General features: G+C 64.8%; 14 protein-coding genes. 5 read left to right on the top strand and 9 right to left on the bottom strand.

All coding sequences use genetic code 11. The features are described from left to right. Positions 1 to 34: 34 nt before the first annotated feature. Together ASE52_RS09920 and ASE52_RS09915 are read right to left on the bottom strand one after the other, a co-directional pair. On the bottom strand, positions 35 to 3,505 hold the full coding sequence (locus ASE52_RS09920; protein ID WP_057225764.1) for a UvrD-helicase domain-containing protein: 3,471 nt from the start codon (positions 3,503 to 3,505) through the stop codon (positions 35 to 37). Then, positions 3,502 to 6,048 (bottom strand): PD-(D/E)XK nuclease family protein, encoded by a 2,547-nt coding sequence (locus ASE52_RS09915; protein ID WP_057225763.1) that lies wholly within the window; start codon positions 6,046 to 6,048, stop codon positions 3,502 to 3,504. Before ASE52_RS09915 ends, ASE52_RS09920 begins: the two co-directional genes overlap by 4 nt. 109 nt (positions 6,049 to 6,157) lie before the next feature. On the opposite strand from ASE52_RS09915, the gene trxA reads away from it, so the two are divergent. The 5 genes from trxA (at position 6,158) to ASE52_RS09890 (ending at position 11,726) form a co-directional block, all read left to right on the top strand. After that, positions 6,158 to 6,490, top strand: coding sequence for a thioredoxin TrxA (gene trxA, locus ASE52_RS09910; RefSeq protein WP_008906761.1), 333 nt, complete (start codon positions 6,158 to 6,160; stop codon positions 6,488 to 6,490). A 261-nt stretch (positions 6,491 to 6,751) separates the two neighbouring features. Next, on the top strand, positions 6,752 to 8,014 hold the full coding sequence (rho, locus tag ASE52_RS09905; protein ID WP_010457918.1) for a transcription termination factor Rho: 1,263 nt from the start codon (positions 6,752 to 6,754) through the stop codon (positions 8,012 to 8,014). Positions 8,015 to 8,275: 261 nt separating this feature from the next. Further along, a complete protein-coding gene (locus tag ASE52_RS09900) occupies positions 8,276 to 8,530 on the top strand; it encodes a type B 50S ribosomal protein L31 (protein WP_008906759.1) in 255 nt (84 codons plus the stop codon). Between the two features lie 106 nt (positions 8,531 to 8,636). Beyond that, complete coding sequence (locus ASE52_RS09895) at positions 8,637 to 10,337, top strand: hypothetical protein (protein ID WP_057225762.1); 1,701 nt, start codon at positions 8,637 to 8,639, stop codon at positions 10,335 to 10,337. 21 nt (positions 10,338 to 10,358) lie between these two features. Continuing rightward, complete coding sequence (locus tag ASE52_RS09890) at positions 10,359 to 11,726, top strand: MATE family efflux transporter (protein WP_057225761.1); 1,368 nt, start codon at positions 10,359 to 10,361, stop codon at positions 11,724 to 11,726. On the opposite strand, the gene phoR is transcribed toward ASE52_RS09890, so the two are convergent. The 7 genes from phoR to pstS all read right to left on the bottom strand — a co-directional run bounded on the left by phoR (position 11,680) and on the right by pstS (position 18,448). After that, positions 11,680 to 13,026, bottom strand: a complete 1,347-nt coding sequence (phoR, locus tag ASE52_RS09885) for a phosphate regulon sensor histidine kinase PhoR (RefSeq protein WP_057225760.1) — start codon at positions 13,024 to 13,026, stop codon at positions 11,680 to 11,682. The genes ASE52_RS09890 and phoR overlap by 47 nt on opposite strands. 116 nt (positions 13,027 to 13,142) lie before the next feature. Further along, entirely contained in the window at positions 13,143 to 13,850 is a 708-nt protein-coding gene (phoB, locus tag ASE52_RS09880) for a phosphate regulon transcriptional regulator PhoB (RefSeq protein WP_029412769.1), read from the bottom strand. Positions 13,851 to 13,871: 21 nt separating this feature from the next. Then, complete coding sequence (gene phoU, locus ASE52_RS09875) at positions 13,872 to 14,573, bottom strand: phosphate signaling complex protein PhoU (RefSeq protein WP_010457902.1); 702 nt, start codon at positions 14,571 to 14,573, stop codon at positions 13,872 to 13,874. An 11-nt stretch (positions 14,574 to 14,584) separates the two neighbouring features. After that, positions 14,585 to 15,367, bottom strand: a complete 783-nt coding sequence (gene pstB, locus ASE52_RS09870; protein WP_010457898.1) for a phosphate ABC transporter ATP-binding protein PstB — start codon at positions 15,365 to 15,367, stop codon at positions 14,585 to 14,587. Positions 15,368 to 15,427: 60 nt separating this feature from the next. Further along, positions 15,428 to 16,282 carry a phosphate ABC transporter permease PstA gene (gene pstA, locus ASE52_RS09865; protein WP_010457896.1) on the bottom strand — a complete coding sequence of 285 codons (855 nt, stop codon included), beginning with the start codon at positions 16,280 to 16,282 and terminating at the stop codon, positions 15,428 to 15,430. 42 nt (positions 16,283 to 16,324) lie between these two features. Then, the gene (gene pstC / locus ASE52_RS09860) at positions 16,325 to 17,314 is read right to left on the bottom strand and encodes a phosphate ABC transporter permease subunit PstC (RefSeq protein ID WP_241776971.1); all 990 of its coding nucleotides are present in this window, start codon (positions 17,312 to 17,314) and stop codon (positions 16,325 to 16,327) included. 111 nt (positions 17,315 to 17,425) lie between these two features. Next, positions 17,426 to 18,448, bottom strand: a complete 1,023-nt coding sequence (gene pstS / locus ASE52_RS09855; RefSeq protein ID WP_057225758.1) for a phosphate ABC transporter substrate-binding protein PstS — start codon at positions 18,446 to 18,448, stop codon at positions 17,426 to 17,428. Positions 18,449 to 18,702 lie beyond the last annotated feature (254 nt).

Here is an 18,702-nt window from a genome sequence, read left to right as displayed (position 1 = left end):
AACCTTTGGAGGGGGCTAGCAATCGGAATGACCGTCAGAACAAGGAACCCTGAGACGGATCGTCAGCGCCAGACCTCTGCGGCGGGGGCGGCGATGCGGTCTTCGGTTCCTGCGCGGCGGGGGCGAGAGTATGCCGCAGAGCCGCCTCGGTGACTGGCTGCACGCCAGGCCCGGCAAGGGATATCTCCGGCACCAGCACCAGGCGCCCGTCGCCCGTGAGGAAAGCCGCGCGCACGGGTTCGCCAGGCGCCTGCCCCCGTACGGCGCTGCGGTAGCGCTGCAACTGCGCCAGCAGTGCGGGCTGGCGCTCGGGCTCGGCGGCACTTTTGTAGTCCAGCACCCACCAGCCCACACGCTCGGGTGGCTGGTGGCAGTGCACCAGGCGGTCGATGCGCAGGCTCTGGCCCTGGTAGCGCAGGGGTGCTTCATTGATGGCGGTGTCCACCACGGTGGCATCCCAGGCCCAGGCGCCTTCGCCCGCCAGGATGCGCTGTGCCGTCTGGGCCGCAACCCGCGCGGCGCCCACGGTGATGTCAAAGTCCTGCGCCAGCCGGGCCACGCGTGCCGCCGGCCAGCCCTGGGCGCGCAGTTCCACCAGCGAAACACCTGCCACGCCGGCCTGCTCCAGCAACTGGTGCATGGCCTCGCCCAGGCGCGATGCAGGGCTGGACAACGATGCCTCCAGGTCGGCCGGATCAGTGCCTTCTTCCACCACCCGGAGAGTAGTGCGCAGTTCGGCAGGAAGCACAGGCAACTCGGCCAGCGTGAATTGGTCGTGCATGCTGCCCGTCCTCGCTGCAACCCCATCGGCTTCAACGACCTCGTCCAACCCCTGCGCATCCGCAACCAAGGGCGCCAGCCGGTTCCACCAGCTGCCGGGCGCTGACACGCTGGGCAGCACGGACGACAGTGCCAGGCAATGTTTGGCGCGTGTCATGGCCACGTACAGCATGTTGAGCTCTTCGCGCTGACGGGCCTGTTGCTCGGCGGCCAGGGCGGCTTCGGCGCTGGGGGGCGGGCTGGATTCGCTGGCCAGAAAGACAAAACCCGCGGGTTCGGTCTTTTCGCCGGGCCAGTCCACCAGCACGCCCATGGTCTCGGCCTTTTGTGGGCGGGTGTCGGTGTCGAGCAGCAGCACGCAGCGCGCCTCCAGCCCCTTGGCGCCGTGCACGGTGAGCAGGCGCACCGCCTGCGCATCCACCCGGCCGGGCGCACGCACGCCGCCCTTCTTCATGGCACGCACAAAGGCATAGGGCGTGAGGTAGCGGCCACCGTCGTGCTGCAGCGCGGCCGACAGCAGCGCGCGCAGGTTGGCCAGCACCGCCATGCGCTGCGCGGCGGGCGTGGCAGCGGCAAAGCGGGCCAGCACGTCGCCATGCTGGTAGATGGCATGCAGCGCGTCGTGCGGTGGTAAGGCGTCCACCCAGGCTTTGTATTGGGCCAAATTGGCCGCTAGCGCTTGTTTATCAAGCGCAATTAGCTCACTTTTTTGTAGCAAATCGAACCAGCTAGTGCCCGCGTGCTCTGGCTGGCGGCGCAGCTTCGCCAAGGCCACCAAGGCCTCGTCGCCCAGGCCAAACAGTGGCGACTTGAGCGCACGCGCCAGCGAGAGGTCGTGCCCGGTGGAAACCAGGGCATCCAGCAGCGCCACGATGTCCTGCACCTCGGGCGCGTCGAACAGATCGGCCTTTTCGGGCTGCACACAAGGCAAATGCAAGGCGCGCAGGGCGTCTTGCATCGCCGCAAGCCGGTCGCGCTTGCGGGCCAGCACCAGCACTTCGTTCGGCGGCGTACCCGCAGCAATCTGCGCCGCCACCCAGGCGGCAGCCTGCGTGCATTCGCGCATGCGCTGGGTTTCTTCGGCCTCGTGGCGTGGCTCGGTCAGGCTGTCGCGCCAGGCCATGGGGTCGTTGCCGGGGCCATCGTCGGCATCAGCGGGCAGGATGGCCGGCAGGCGCAGCAAGGTGCCCGGGTCGGTCGACTCGGTGGTGTGGTCGCGAAAACCCGTGGTCTCGTGCTGCGCCTGCGCCGTGCCCATCACGTGGTTCACGGCGGCGATCACGCCCGTGGCGTTGCGGCGGGTGTGGTCGCAGCTGAGCAGGTCACCCCCCAGCCCATCGCGCACAAAAGCCTGCGCGGCGATGAACACCTGCGGCTCGGCGCGGCGAAAGCGGTAGATGCTCTGCTTCGGGTCGCCCACGATGAAGACGCTGGGCGGCTGCTGGCCACTGGCGCCGCCGCCCGAGCCCGCATAGCCTGACAACCAGGCATGCAGCGCCTGCCACTGCAGCGGGTTGGTGTCCTGGAACTCATCCACCAGCAGGTGGCGGATGCGTGCATCCAGCCGCTCCTGCACCCAGCCCGACAGGATCGGGTCGGCCAGCATGACCAGGGCCGTGCGCTCCACATCGTTCATGTCCACCCAGCCATGCTGCTGCTTGACGGCGGCAAATTCCGCGATCAGGCAGCGGGCCAGCCGGGCCATGCGCTGCTGGTGTTGCCAGGCGTCGTGTTGGCGGCGCGCGGTGAGCAGGCGCTGCAGCTCGGGCTCGGCCTCCTGCGCGGCGGCGAACTTTTCGAGATTCTTCGACAACCGGTCTTCCTTGGCCACGAACATGGCCTTGCGCAACACGTCCAGGCGCAGGTTCAGGTCGCCGCAGGCCAGCGCATCGATGATGGCGTCGGCCGCCTTTTGTGGCGTCTTGTTGGCCTCGGCCCCCAGGGCCTTGGCGCGGGCCAGCCAGCGCTGGTGACAAGCGTCGTCCTGCAGCGCGTCGGCGGGCTTGTTGAAAGCGGCCAGATCCGGGTACTGCACCTGGAATGGCGGCACCGAGGCATCGACCACCCCCGCCACATCGGCCAGGTCAAACTCCACCCGCTTGGCGAGCGCCGCCGCCAGCGCCTTGTGGGTTTGCGAGCGGCCATGGCGAGCGACTACCGCCTCGTAGTCGGCCCGCAGGCTGGCGCTGGTGGCGACCGTGTGCAGGAAAGGCCCCCACACCTCACGCACGGCCTCGGCATCGTCTTCGAGCAGTTCAAAGTTGGCAGGCAAGCCCTGTGCCTGCAGCAGCGCCAACGGGGCCGTGCCGAGCAGCGCTGCAAACCAGCTGTGGAAAGTGCGGATCTGTACCGGGCGGCCACTGGCCAGCATCTGGCGGTATAGATTTTGTAGCGCCTCGCGCTTGTCCAGTGCGCGCTGGGGGCTGATTCCTCTTGCAACCAGCTCCCGGGTCAGGTCATCCAGCGGTGCCTCGGCAAACGCCTCCAGCCATTCCTGCAGGCGCTGGCGCATTTCACCGGCCGCCTTCTTGGTGAAGGTGATGGCCAGTATCTCGTGCGGCGCGGCGCCGTCGAGCAAGGCCCTCAGCATGCGCGAGACCAGCATCCAGGTCTTGCCCGCGCCCGCGCAGGCCTCCACCGCCACGCTGCGCGCGGGGTCGCAGGCAATGGCGTAAAACGCCTCGCGGGAAACGGGGTGGCCGTTGTGTTCGTAGGCAGCGTTCATTCCCAGAAATCCTTGCGACACAGGCCGCGCGCAACGCAGTAGTCGCAGACCATGCCCTCACCCAGCGCGGGCATGGGGTCGCCCGCAGCGATGCGTTCGAAGTCGTGCTGAATGCCTTCCACGAGCAGGTCGCGCAGGTGCACAACCTCTTCCTGTTCGTGCATCTGCGTCTCGCCCCGCTCGCCCACGTTCACATAGGCAGCGCGCAGCGTGTCGTGGCTCAGCAAGGCGGCATAGAACGCGAGCTGGGTGTCTTCGGCGCCCGCGCCAATGCGCTTGCGTGTGACGGTGTCGTTTTCGGTCTTGTAGTCGATGACCAGTGGCGTGGGCTCGCCCGTGGACGAGACGGCGTCGATGCGGTCGATGGTGCCCACCAGCTGCAGGGCGCCCAGCGGTTGGGTGGTCTGCACCTCGGCCTGCCGGAAGTGCCCCCCAGCCTGCTCATGCTGCACAAGCCAGCGCAGATAGCCATCGCGCACCTGCGGCCAGCCTGCGGCAAACGGTAGAAAGTCGCCCTCCCCCAGGCCTTGCTGCAGCGTGACGGCCTGCGCGGCACTGTCCATGCGGGCCACCCTCGTGGCAGCGTCGTCGGTCGGGTCGGCCAGCAGCTCTTCATGAAAATGCTGGAGCACCGCGTGAAGCCAGTTGCCGAAGTCGCGTTTGTCCACTTCAGCCGCCAGTTCGTCGGCCTCTTGCAGGCCCAGCTGGCGCAGCGCAAAAAAGCGGTAGGGGCAGTGCCGCAGGTCGGAATACGCGGTGGACGACAGGCGTACCACCGGCAGCGCGCTCCCATCGGGCAAGGGACGCGCCGTGGGGTTGGCCGCCACGGTGCGCTGGCTGCGGTCGTCCGCGCCCTGGGTGGCCGCGCCATCCAGGTGCAACGCCAACACCAGCGCGCTGGCCAGCAAGGGCTCGCCGCCTTCGTCGCCCGTGCGCCACAGCACATCTACCACCGGTGTCTGCAGCGCGTGTTGCCAGGCGGCGCGCTGTGCCACCTCCAGCGATTCGCGCGTGGGCAGGCCCCAGGCCAGGCGCTGCGCCTGGGTCCAGTCACCCACGGGTTCGGGCGAGGGCTGCAGGCGTTTTTCATCGCAGCCGGGCAGCACCAAGGCGGCAAACGGCCGGGCCAGCAGCTGGGGCATGGGCAGAACGATCACGGGAGCATCACCAGGCTGGGGAGGCACGTAGCGCGCGGCCTCCAGCACTTCGTTGGTCCAGCGGGTGAATTCGGGCAGAGACATGCGGCGGCCTGCGCCATCCCAGTCCTCCAGCTCGGCCTCCTGGCCTGCCTGCAGACGCAGCGCCATCAGCACGCGGGCGCCTGCGGGGTCGTCTTCCAGCGCGGCCCACTGGCCGCTGCCCACCAACAATTCACGCAAGGCCTGCAGCCACTGCGCCAGCGGGCGCGGCGCGCGCAGGGCTTCGCGCCAGCCCTGTACCTGGGCCACACAGGCCGCCAGGGCGAGCTTGTCCGACCAGTCGCGCCCGGCAGCGCCGGACCAGGTGGCGACCGAAGCCTTGCGCAATGCGCGCTCCAGACCATTGAGTATCGAGGGGTCAAAAACCGGCGCATGTTTGAGCCAGTCGAGCACCTCATCGGCCGAGGCATTCCAGGCCGAGGCCTTGAGCGCGGCCATGAGTTGCGCCGCAGCCCGGGTGGTGGACAACGTCCAGCCGTTTTCATCGCGCACCGCTACACCGCAACTGGCCAGATGCGCGCCAATGCGGCGCGTGAGGGCGCGGTCATTGGCCGCCAGCGCCACCGGGGTGCGGCCGGCCACCACATGCGCCAGCACACAGGCGGCGGCACGCTGGGCTTCATCCTCGGCATCCTGCGCGGCGTGCAGCGCAATGTGGCCTGCGGCATGGGCGTCTGTCGCCCCAGGCGGTAAGACCAGGGCCGCGGCCTTGTCGCCCCAATGGACCTGCAGGGCCTGCGCCAGGGGCTCGACTTGAAAGCCTTGCAGCACCGCCAAAGCGTCCACCGACTGGCGCACGCCGGGCTCGAACAACACGTCGGTGGCATGGCGCGAGGCCAGCACCCATTCCAGCGCGATGCGGGCCACCACGGCCTCAAACCGCAGGGTGGAGCCTTCGTCGGGCTCAGGCATCAGGCTGCGCGCCTGAATGCCCCAGGCTTCACGCTGCACCGGGGCGATGGCCGCCACAGCCACCGCCAATTGGGCAGCAGCCTCTTGCAGAGGCACCGCCAGCACATCGCGTTGCGCGGCCAAGCCGGCGCGATCAAGCAAGGCGCGCGCAGTGAGGGTGTCGCGTGCCACGTCTCCAGCGAGGTCATCGCCCTGCGGCACAAAGGCCGCCAGCTGTCGGGCCCAGTTGCGTGTGGTTTCGAAACGGGGGGCAAATCCGTCTGCATGGTGCAAGGCCCAATAGCGCTGCACCCAGGGCATGAGCTGCGCATAGGGAACCAGCACCACGGTGCGCGCCGGGTGGGCCCGCAGCCCCCGCATATGCGCCTCTACCTGGGCCAGCACACGTTGCCACACTGCGGCGCATTGATCACTTTTCGCTATGACAGTCATAGCGTCGCAAGGCCCGGCCACACCGGTGAACGTGGGATTGGTTTCTGTCACAATGCCCTGACTTTAAACGTACACCGGTCACAACCCGCTCAAAATCAAGGAATCCGCCATGGCCAGCGAACTCATCAAACATGTCTCTGACGCCAGCTTTGAAGCCGACGTGCTCCAGCCCGGCTCCGCCGTGCTGGTGGACTACTGGGCCGAATGGTGCGGCCCCTGCAAAATGATCGCCCCCATCCTGGACGAAGTGGCAGGCACCTACCAGGGTAAGCTGCAGATTGCCAAGATGAACGTGGACGAAAACCGCGAGATCCCCGCCAAGTTCGGCATTCGCGGCATCCCCACGCTGATGCTGTTCAAGGATGGCCAGTTGGCCGCCACCAAGGTCGGCGCCATGAGCAAGGCGCAACTGACCGCCTTCATCGATCAGCAACTGGCCTGATCCACACCCACAACCCCGCGCCCGCCCATGCACGCGGGGTTGTTTGTTTTCACGACACAGATTGCAGCGCCAGACACAGACCGAATTCGGACCCCGTGAATCGCCCGCTTTATTTCCTGTCATAATTCCTTCAGATCACCGGCCTGCACGCATTGGCAGCCGGACCGAGATCCCCGGCGAGCCAGACCTGCAAACAGCAGCCCATCTGGCACCAGCCCTCCTCCCCCAAGATTCATACCAGCTCCGCCAAGGAGTCATTCCATGCACTTAAACGAACTCAAGGCACTGCACGTGTCTGAAGTCCTGAAGCAAGCCGAAGAACTCGAAATCGAAAATACCGGCCGCATGCGCAAGCAGGAGCTGATGTTTGCGATCATCAAGAAGCGCGCCAAGACCGGGGAACAGATCATTGCCGACGGCGTGCTGGAGATCCTGCCCGACGGCTTCGGCTTCCTGCGCAGCCCGGACACGAGCTTTACCGCCAGCACGGACGATATCTACATCAGTCCCAGCCAGGTGCGCCGTTTCAATCTGCACACCGGCGACATGATCGAAGGTGAAGTCCGCACACCCAAAGACGGTGAACGTTACTTCGCACTGAACAAACTCGACTCCGTCAACGGCGGCCCGCCGGAGCAGAACAAGCACAAGGTGATGTTCGAAAACCTGACGCCCCTGTTCCCCAAGGAGCAGATGCGCCTGGAGCGCGACGTCAAGAGCGAAGAGAACATCACCGGCCGCATCATCGACATCATTGCGCCCATCGGCCGCGGCCAGCGCGCGCTGATCGTCGCCCCGCCCAAGAGCGGCAAGACGGTGATGATGCAGCACATCGCCCACGCCATCACGGCCAACAACCCCGACGTGCACCTGATGGTGCTGCTGGTGGACGAGCGCCCTGAAGAAGTGACCGAAATGCAGCGCACGGTGAAGGGCGAGATCATCGCCTCCACCTTCGACGAGCCCGCCGCCCGCCACGTGCACGTGGCCGAGATGGTGATCGAGCGCGCCAAGCGCCTGGTCGAGCTCAAGAAGGACGTGGTGATCCTGCTCGACTCCATCACCCGCCTGGCCCGCGCGTACAACAACGTCGTGCCCTCGTCCGGCAAGGTGCTGTCCGGTGGTGTGGACGCCGCCGCGCTGCAGCGCCCCAAGCGCTTCTTCGGCGCCGCGCGCAAGGTCGAGGAAGGTGGCTCGCTCACCATCATCGCCACCGCATTGGTCGACACCGGCAGCCGCATGGACGAAGTGATCTTTGAGGAATTCAAGGGCACCGGCAACTGCGAAATCCACCTGAACCGCCGCCTGTACGAGAAGCGCGTGTTCCCCGCCATTGAGCTCAACAAGAGCGGCACGCGCCGCGAAGAGCTGCTGCTGGCGCCCGAGATCCTGCAAAAGACACGCATCCTGCGCCAGTTCATGTACAACATGGACGAGATCGAGTCGATGGAGCTCATGATCAAGAACATGAAGGCCACCAAGACCAATGTGGACTTCTTCGACATGATGCGAAGGGGTGGGTAAGCCCCCCCTTGAGTCGCCTTCGGCGCCTTCCACCCAGGGGGACGGCACCTGTGGCCTGGCGGAGCCAGTTCCACTGGTGGCACTGGGCTTGGGCCGCGCCGGTTTTTGCCGCTGTGACGGGTGCGCAGCGACGTTGAACAGAACACATATTTGCCCTGTGCCATAATAGAGGGCTTTTTCTGCGGAAAGTACGCTGGATGTTCCACGGCGCAAAGGTTGCACCGGGTTCAGCACGGCTCCCGCACTTGACAAGGATTGATCATGAAAGAAGGCATTCACCCCAACTACCGCGAAGTCCTGTTCTCGGACCTGTCCAACGGTTTCAAGTTCGTGACCCGTTCGTGCGTGAACACCAAGGAAATGGAAACCTTCGAAGGCAAGGAATATCCGCTGTTCAAGCTGGACACCTCCTCGGAGTCGCACCCCTTCTACACCGGTACGCAAAAGTCGGTGGACAACATGGGTGGCCGCGTGGAGCGCTTCCGCAACCGTTTCGGCAAGACCGCAGCGAAGTAATTCGTCCTTGCGTTCCCGCCAAAAAGGCAGCCCGGGCAACCGGGCTGCCTTTTTCTTTGGTTTTGCCCTTATTCTCGGTGGCTCCGCTTTTGCCGCCCTCTGACGCGTGAATCCACCAACCCCCGCCATCGTTACCCAGAACGCTGTCAGCCCCCTGCCACGCTGGGCACTGGTCCTGCTTTGTATTGCCTACGTCGTGCCAGGCTTCATCGGGCGCGATCCGTGGAAAAGTGCGGATGTCACGGCGTTTGGCTACATGCTGGAACTGGCCCACGGGCGTACGCCCTGGCTGAGCCCCCTGCTGGGCGGCATGCCCCCGGAGACCGAAGGACTGCTGCCGTACTGGCTGGGTGCATGGGCCATCCAGCTGGCGCCACAGTGGGTTTCTGCCGAAATGGCGGTTCGACTCCCCTTCGCCTTCCTGCTGGTCATCACCCTCATTGCCACGTGGTACGCCGTCTACTACCTCGCCCGCAGTCCGGGAGCGCAGCCTGTGGCTTTCGCCTTTGGCGGCGAAGCCAACCCACCCGACTACGCCCGCGCGATTGCCGATGGCGGGCTGCTGGCACTGATTGCCTGCCTGGGTCTCGCGCAGCTCTCGCATGAAGTCACCAGTTATCTGGTGCAGCTCAGTTGTACGGCGCTGATCTTCTTTGCGGTTGCAGCCATGCCACACCGCACCATGGCCCCTGCCGTGGCGCTGGTCGCGGGCCTGGTCGGGCTCACGCTGGCGGGCGCTCCCGCGCTTGCGGCATTGCTGGGGTTGGGCAGCATGGCGGTGGTGGTGTATGCGCCCGGCAGCCCGACAGACCGCCGTCTGCGCTGGGCGCTCACCCTGGCGGCGATCACGCTGGTGGCGGCATGGATCGCCTGGGGGCTGGATCTCTGGCGCTGGCGGATCGTGGGTTCCGGCTCTGGCGGCAAGGAATGGCAGAGCCTGGCGCGGCTGCTGCTATGGTTTGGATGGCCCGCCTGGCCCCTCGCACTGTGGACCCTGTGGCGATGGCGCAAGCAGATCATCAGCCGCCAGGGGCACCGGCACCTGCTGCTTCCGCTGTGGTTCTCGGCGGTTTCCATCGCTGCCACCTTCACCACCCAGCCCGCAGACAGGGCCTTGCTGCTCGGCCTGCCGGCCCTGGCCGCACTGGCCGCGTTCGCCTTGCCGACGTTGCGACGTAGCGTGGGGGCTCTGATCGATTGGTTCACACTGCTGTTCTTCACCATTTCTGCACTGGCGATCTGGGTGATCTGGATTGCCATGCAGACGGGCGTTCCCGCCAAGCCTGCGGCCAATGTGGCCAAGCTGGCCCCCGGTTTTGTGCCGCAGTTTTCGGCGCTGGCCCTCATCGTGGCCCTGGCGGCCACCGTGGGCTGGTGCAGCCTGGTGTGGTGGCGCGCCTCGCGCAACCGGGCCCCCATCTGGAAGAGCCTGGTGCTGCCCGCCAGCGGCGCGGCGCTGGGCTGGCTGCTGCTCATGACCCTGTGGCTCCCGCTGCTGGACTACGCCCGCAGCTACCGCCCCCAGGTTCGCAGCGTGATGGCCACATTGGGCCCGTCCCCGGGCTGCGTGCAGACCGTGGGACTAAACCGCGCCCAGGTGGCGGCACTGCAGTACCACGGCGGCCTTTCGCTGCAACGGGCAGGCCTGCAGGACGAGTGCGACTGGCTGGTGGCGGACATCGCTTCCTGGCCTCCGTCCGAGCGCATGGTGAATGTGGCGCGCTGGGAAGCCCGGGCCACCATTCCACGCCCCACTGACAAGAACGACCACCTCCTGGTGTTTCACCGTGCGAGGCCTGCACGCTGATGCCCGAATGATGCCGGGGTAATGTCCGAGCTTTCGACCATCTCCCGCCACGCCATCACGGTGCTGGCCGGGCAACTGGCTGTGATGGCGTTTGGCGTGACGGACACCATCGTCGCCGGGCGCCATGGAGAAGCCTCGCTCGCCGCATTGTCGGTGGGCAGCGCCATCTTCATCAGCGTGTATGTGGCGCTGATTGGCGTGCTCCAGGCGTTGCTTCCGGTATGGGCCGAGCAGCGTGGCGCCCGACAGACCGATGCCCTGGGCCGGTCTCTGCGGCAGTCGCTTTACCTGTGCGGCGTGGCCTCACTGGTGGGGATGGGCATCCTGCTGTCCCCCGGACCCCTGCTGCGCTGGGCCGAGGTGCCGCCGGCCCTGCGCACCGAGGTGGAAAGCTACCTGGCCGTGCTGGCCCTGGCATTGCCGCCTGCCCTCCTCTTTCGCATCTACAGCACCTTGAACCAGGCCCTGGGGCGCCCCCAACTGGTGACCTGGCTGCAGGTGGGCTCGCTGCTGATCAAGCTGCCCCTGTCGATCTGGTTCACCTTTGGCGGCGCAGGGCTGCCCGCGCAGGGCGTGGTGGGATGCGCCTGGGCCACCCTGGTGGTCAACTGCAGCATGCTCGCGCTGGCGATCTGGCTGCTGCGCACGCGGGAGATATATAGGTCCCTGCACATCTGGCGCCGCATGGAGCCCCCGCACTGGCCCACCATCGGGGGGTTTGCACGGTTGGGCATCCCGGCGGGGCTTGCCGTCATGGTCGAGGTGACGTCGTTCACACTGATGGCGTTGTTCATTGCACGCCAGGGCACCACCGCATCGGCGGCGCACCAGATCGCGGCCAATGTGGCGGCTGTGCTCTACATGGTGCCGCTGTCGCTGGCCATCGCCACCAGCGCCCGCGTCAGCTATTGGCTGGGTGCTGGCGATCCCGCACGGGCGCGCAATGTGGTTTTTATAGGTTTTAGGCTCTCTGCGCTTATTGGCATTGCGCTAGCAGCTATTTTATTGATAGCAAAAAATCACATTGGCGGTGTGTACTCCGCCCACACCGGCGTGGTGGCCCTGACGGGCGGGGTCATGGTGTGGGTCGCGGCGTACCACGCAGCCGATGCACTGCAGACACTGTGCGTGTTCGTGTTGCGCTGCTACCGCATCACCGTGGCGCCGCTGGTGGTGTATTGCGTGCTGCTGTGGGGGGCTGGCTTGGGGGGTGGCTACCTGCTGGCCTACCAGGGCCAGGGGCCCTGGGCAACGGAACCATCGCCCACCCCCTTCTGGGCCGCGAGTGCCGTGGCCTTGTGGGTGACCGCGGCGCTTTTCATGGCCATGCTCTGGACAGCCATCAGTCCGGCAGCAAGAACCCGCGCAGCCGGTTCGCCGGAAAGGTGACCGTGAACACCGAGCCCTTGCCCAGGGTGCTGGCAATGTCCAGCGTGGCACCATGCCGCTGCAGGACATGCTTGACGATGGCCAGCCCCAAGCCTGTGCCGCCGGTCTCGCGGGAGCGGCTGCGGTCCACGCGATAGAAGCGCTCTGTCAGGCGCGGCAGGTGCTCGGGGGCGATACCCGGCCCCGTGTCTTGCACCGAGAAAACTGCGCGGCCATCTTCCATGCGGTGCCACGCCACCGTGATCACCCCGCCCGCAGGTGTGTAGCGCACTGCATTGCTGATGAGATTCGACAACGCGCTTTGCAGCTCGGTGGGCACACCCGCAATGTCGCCTTCGGCCTGCAAGGCTTTCATCGGCGGAAAAACCATGACATGCTGGCGCGGCTGGTTCTGCGTGAGCAGGGACGACAACGCACGCCCCTCCTCTTCGCAGCGCTGCATCAGTGCCTGCACAGGTGTCCACTCTGCCATGCCGGGTGGCGGGCTGCCCTCCAGGCGCGACAGCGTCAAGAGGTCTTGCACCACGCTTTGCATGCGCAGCGCCTGTTGGGCCATCATGCCCAGGTAGCGAGACCGCTCTTCCGCGCTCAAGGGCAGCGTCTGCAGGGTTTCGACAAAACCGGTCAACACGGTCAGGGGCGTGCGGATCTCATGGGACACATTGGCCACGAAGTCACGCCGCATGGCCTCGGCCTGCTCCAGCGCCGTGACATCGCGCGACAGCAGCAGGGTGCGCCCATCGCCATAGGGGTGCAGATGCACCGAGATGCGCACCGGCCGCGAAGGCGTGCTGAAACGCCCCTCCAGCACCACATCGTGGGTGAAGTCCTGGGCGGCAAAGTAGGCGGTGAACTCGGGGTCACGCACCAGGTTGCCGATCGACTGCATCACATCGCGCTGCGCATCAAAGCCGAACTGGCTGGCCGCCATCTGGTTGCACCACTCGATGCGGCCTTGCGCATCCAGCAAGACCACTCCATTGGGCGTGGCCTGCAGCGCGGCCAGGATCTCCTGCAGCCGGTCCTGGCTGTCGCGGATCTGGGCCTCCTGCCTGCGCAAGAGGCGCCGCGCACGGTCTGCCGCCTCGCCCCAGATACCGCGCATGGCCGGGACTTCGGACAGATCCCCCGTGCGCAGCCAGCGCAGCACGCGCGCACCGCGCAGCAGGTCCCAGACAAACCAGGCCCACGCCGCCAGAGCGGCACCCAGGGCTGCGCCCCAAGGGCCGCCACCGTGCCACCACCCCAGCCCACCACCCGCTATCTGCCAGAGCAGGAAATACGAAATACGCCACAGCATGCGGTCAGCAAAGCCTTCTCAGAAAAGCAGGGGCGCATCCTGTGCGCCCCATCGACAACATCAGGCTTGCGCCCTCAGCACCTCTTCTCCCTATTGCAGGGGAAGTGAACAGGCGCTCACGCCTGCAACTGCACCTGGGGCTGTGCCGTGAGCCGGTAGCCCGCGCCACGCACGGTTTCCACCATCACGGAGGCGGCGCCCAGCGCTTCGCGCAGGCGCTTCACATGCACGTCCACCGTGCGCTCCTCGATGAAGACATGGTCGCCCCACACCTTGTCGAGCAGCTGCGAGCGGCTGTGCACACGCTCGGCATGCTTCATCAGGAAGTGCAGCAGCTTGAACTCCGTAGGACCCACCTTGAGCGGCTGGCCCTGGAAGGTCACGCGGTACGTTCCGGCATCGAGCACCAGCTCGCCAATGGTCACGCTGTCGCTGACCTGCTCGGGCGCACGACGGCGCAGCACCGCGCGGATGCGGGCCAGCAGTTCCTGCGTGGAGAACGGCTTGGTGATGTAGTCGTCCGCGCCAGCATCGAGCCCAGCAATCTTGTCGGGCTCATCGCCGCGGGCCGTGAGCATCAGAATCGGGATCGGTTTGGTGCGGCTGTCGGCCCGCCATTTGCGGGCCAGCGACAGGCCGCTTTGCCCGGGCAGCATCCAGTCGAGCAGGATGACGTCGGGCAGCACAGCGTCCAGCTCGCGCTGGGCCGAGTCGCCGTCTTCCGCCCAGAAAGGCTGGAATCCGTTGTGGCGCAGATTGACAGCAATCAGCTCGGCAATCGCGGGTTCGTCCTCCACGATGAGGACGCGTGGGAGCTTTCTCATAAATGTGCCAAAGCCCTTTCGCTACAAGACAGCCGACTCGATCTCGTCGAGGGCAGTGTGGCGCACATCCTTGCCCTTGACCAGATAGATGATGAGCTCGGCCACATTCTTGGAATGGTCACCGATGCGTTCGATCGCCTTGGCCAGGAACAACAGGTCCAGGCTGGGCGAGATGGTGCGGGGGTCTTCCATCATGTACGTGATGAGTTTGCGCACGAAGCCATCGAACTCCTTGTCGATCAGGTCATCCTCCTTGAGGATGGCCACAGCCGCCTTGACGTCCAGCCGCGCAAACGCATCCAGCGTCTTGCGCAACTGGCCGGAGGCCAACTCGGCGGCCACGCGCAAATCGCTGGAGGGAAGTGAACGCGGCGCACCGCCCTCAATGATCGAACGCACCATGCGGGCCATCTTGTTGGCCTCGTCGCCCATGCGCTCGAGGTTGGCCGTAGCCTTGGAGAAAGCCAGCAACAGGCGCAGGTCGCGCGCGGTGGGCTGGCGGCGGGCGATGATGGACGACAGCTCCTGGTCGATTTCGACCTCCATCGCGTTGATGCGGGTTTCCATAGAAGCCACAGTCTCCACGGCCTCCAGGCTGAACTGGGACAGCGCGTACACAGCCTGCCGAATCTGCGATTCCACCAGGCCGCCCATCTCCATGACTCGGGCGGACACGCTGTTGAGTTCGCTGTCGAACTGGGACGAAAGATGTTTATCGGGCATCTGCTGTCTCCTTAGCCGAAACGGCCGGTAATGTAGTCTTCGGTTTCCTTGCGCTCGGGCTTGAAGAAGATCTGTTCGGTGGCGCCGAACTCGATCATCTCGCCCAGGTACATGTAGGCCGTGTAGTCGCTGCAACGGGCTGCCTGCTGCATGTTGTGCGTCACGATGGCAATCGTGTAGTCGTGTTTGAGCTCGTCGATCAGCTCTTCAATCTTGGCGGTGGACAGCGGGTCCAGCGCCGAGGTAGGTTCGTCGAGCAGAAGCACCGAGGGCTTCACCGCCACACTGCGTGCAATGCACAGGCGCTGCTGCTGGCCGCCGGACAGCGACAGACCGCTCTGGTGGAGCTTGTCCTTGACTTCGGTCCACAGGGCGGCCTTGGACAGGGCCCATTCCACGCGGTCATCCATCTCGCTTTTGCTCAGCGTTTCGTAGAGCTTCACGCCGAAGGCAATGTTGTCGTAGATGGACATGGGAAACGGCGTGGGCTTCTGGAACACCATGCCGATGCGCGCACGCAGCAGGTTGATGTCTTGCTTGGCGTCCAGGATGTCCTGGCCGTAGAAGTTGATCGTGCCCTCGGCACGCTGACCCGGGTACAGGCTGTACATGCGGTTGAGGGTGCGCAGCAGGGTGGACTTGCCACAGCCCGAGGGACCGATGAAAGCGGTCACCTTGTGCTCGGCAATGTTGAGGCTGACGTTGCGCAGTCCCTGGAACTTGCCGTAGAAGAAGCTCAGGTTGCGCAGTTCCAGCGCATTTTTGCTGGGGGTGACGGTAGCAGTGGCGTTCATTGTCAAATCCTGAAAATGGAGGCGGTCTTGTCTGTGTGTGCGATGCGAGGGCGGGCAGGATCAGACGCGGTTTTTCTCGCGCAGGAACACCCGTGCCACGACGTTGAGAATGAGCACGGACAGCGTGATGAGCAAGGCACCGCCCCAGGCCAGGCGCACCCAGTTTTCATAGGGACTCAGGGCAAACTGGAAGATGACCACCGGCAGGTTGGCCATGGGCGCATTCATGTTGGTACTGAAGAACTGGTTGTTGAGTGCGGTGAACAACAAAGGCGCCGTCTCGCCGCTGATGCGGGCGACGGCCAGCAGCAGCCCCGTCATCACACCGCTGCGCGCAGCGCGCAGGGTGACCATGGTGGACACCTTCCAACGCGGCGCCCCCAAAGCGAAGGCCGCTTCACGCAGGCTGCCGGGCACTAGGCGCAGCATGTTCTCCGTGGTGCGAACCACCACTGGCACGGCAATGAGCGACAGCGCCAGGCTACCGGCCCAACCCGAGAAGTTGCCGACCGTCGCCACGGCAATGGCATAGACGAACAGGCCCAGCACGATGGAGGGCGCAGACAACATGATGTCGGTCACAAAGCGGGTGAGCTCGGCCGTTTTGCTCTGGTCGCCATATTCCGCCAGGTACACGCCGGCCAGAACACCAATCGGTGTGGATACCAGTACGGTAAAACCCACCATCATGAGACTGCCGACGATGGCGTTGGCCAGGCCCCCGCCTTCCGATCCCGGGGCTGGCGTCGACTGGGTGAACATGTTCCAGTCCAGCGCGGCAAAACCGTTGGAGAGCAGAACGCTCAGGATCCAGAGCAGCACGAACAGGCCCAGCACCATCGCACCCAGGGACAGGGTCAGGCCGATGGCATTGGAGCGCTGGCGCTTTTTGTAGAGTTGTTGGTTGAATTCCATGGAGCTTGTCTCAAAAGAGGTTCATGGTCAGGGCGGGCGGAGTCAAAGGCCCTTGGCCTTTTCGGCGCGCAGCATCATGATCTTGGCCGCCGAAAGCACAACGAAGGTAATCACGAACAGCAGAAAACCCAGCGCGAACAACGTGGAAAGGTGAAAGTCGGCAGCTTCGCCGAACTCATTGGCGAGCGTGGAGGCAATCGAGGTCCCCGGGGAGAACAGCGACGTGGGCATGCGGTTGGCATTGCCGATCACAAAGGTCACCGCCATGGTCTCGCCCAGGGCACGGCCCAGGCCCAGCATCACCCCGCCGATCACCCCCTTTTGCGTGTAGGGCAACACGACGCGGCGCACCACCTCCCAGGTCGTGCAGCCCAGGCCGTAGGCGGACTCGCGCAGGATGGGCGGAACAATCTCGAACACGTCGCGCATCACGGCAGCCACAAAAGGCAGCACCATGAACGCCAGCACAATGCCAGCCGCCAGGATGCCGAACCCGTTTGTGCTGCCGCCAAACAGAAACCCGACCAGTGGCATGGAGCCCAACAGCTTTTGCACCGGCATCTGGAAGTAGTCCGCGAACAGCGGGGCAAACACAAAGAGGCCAAACATGCCGTAGATGATCGAAGGCACCGCCGCAAGCAGCTCCACTGCCGTGCCCAACGGGCGCCGCAGCCACACGGGGCAGGTTTCCGTCAGGAAAAGGGCGATGCCGAAAGCGAGTGGCACTGCGATCAGCAGCGCAATGCCTGCACTGGCCAAGGTGCCGACGATGGCAATCGCGGCGCCGAACTCTTCGTTGATGATGTCCCATTCCACGCGCCAGATGAACTGGGCACCGAATTTGTGAAACGTCGGCCACGCGTAGACAAACAGCGAGACGATGATGCCCAGAAGCGCTACCAGCACCAGCAGCGAAAGACTTTGGGTGAGACGATGGAAAAAGATGTCCTGAAGACGCTGCCGCTTGGCAATCGATACCATCGACTCTGTGGGGGCGTCTGTCTTCTTGACGGACCCGGATTGCGAACTCATGGTGGTTCCCACGCTCATATTGACTCCCATCTGGCTTCTGGAGATCCCCACAAACCAGCACCCATCGGCCAGACCAGCCGGCCAATGGGGGGTATTCTGGGGCAGACTGGCTTATTTCTTGATCTGCGACCAGACTTTGGAGCGGATCTCGGCGGTCAGGGTGTCAGGCAGCGGGACATAGTCCAGATCCGCAGCCATACCCTTGCCGTTCTTGAACGCCCAGTCAAAGAACTTCAGCACTTCAGCCGATTGGGCTTTGTCCGCAGGGTCCTTGTACATCAGGATGAAAGAGGCCGTGCTGACGGGCCAGCTTTCGGCACCCTTGGCATTGACCATCGAGATGCCCATGCCCGGCACGCTGAACCAGTCTGCGCTGGCTGCTGCGGCGGCGAAGGTCTTGTCGTCAGGGCTCACATACTTGCCGTCCGCATTCTGCAGCTGCAGGAAGTTCATGTTGTTCTTCTTGACGTAGGCGTATTCCACGTAGCCCACTGCACCCTTCACCCGGGTCACATTGGCGGCCACGCCTTCATTGCCCTTGCCACCCACGGACGAAGCGGCTGGCCATTTCACGGCAGCGCCCTTGCCCACGGAATCTGCCCATTCCTTGCTGACGGCAGACAGGTAGTCGGTCCAGTTGAACGTGGTGCCCGAACCATCTGCGCGGTGGACCACGGTGATGTTCTGGTCTGGCAAGGTCTTGCCAGCGTTCAGTGCAGCAAGCTTGGCATCATTCCACTTGGCGATCTTGCCCAGAAAGATTTCTGCCAGCACAGGGCCGGTGACGCGCAGTTCGCCAGGCTTGAAGCCTTCCAGGTTGACCACGGGCACCGTGCCACCAATGATGGCGGGGAACTGCACCATGCCGTCCTTCTCCAGATCGGCACCAGAGACCGGCGCATCAGAGGCACCAAAGGCCACGGTCTTGGCGCGAATCTGGCGGATACCGCCGGACGAACCGATGGACTGGTAGTTCAGCCCTGTGCCGGTTTCCTTCTTGTAGGCTTCGGCCCATTTGGCGTACATGGGAAACGGAAAGGTTGCGCCCGCGCCGGTGATGTCAGCAGCAAAGGCACTGCCTACCGCCATGGTGGCGAGTGCTACAGCAACGGTTTTGAGAAATGTGCGTTTCATTATTCAGTACCTTTTGGCTAGGGTTATCAGGAACAGGATGAACTCTAGGGCCCCAAGATGACAATTCAGTGACACACAAACCCTCGTCGTAGCCAACTGCCACACGACCACCCGCCTTTACCCCATGCGGCTTGCATCGTCATGAATTTGTCATGCAAGCGGCAGACACTGGCAAAGATCACAGCCCGCCCTCCCACCGCCCTTGTGGCAACGTGCGTCGCGGGGGGCACACCAGATGGTCGCGGTACCATGCC

It is taken from the genome of Acidovorax sp. Root275 (assembly GCF_001428965.1).
Lineage (GTDB): Bacteria > Pseudomonadota > Gammaproteobacteria > Burkholderiales > Burkholderiaceae_C > Acidovorax > Acidovorax radicis.
Note: the sequence above shows the minus strand (reverse complement) of the source record. Positions and strands in the feature narration are given on the sequence as shown.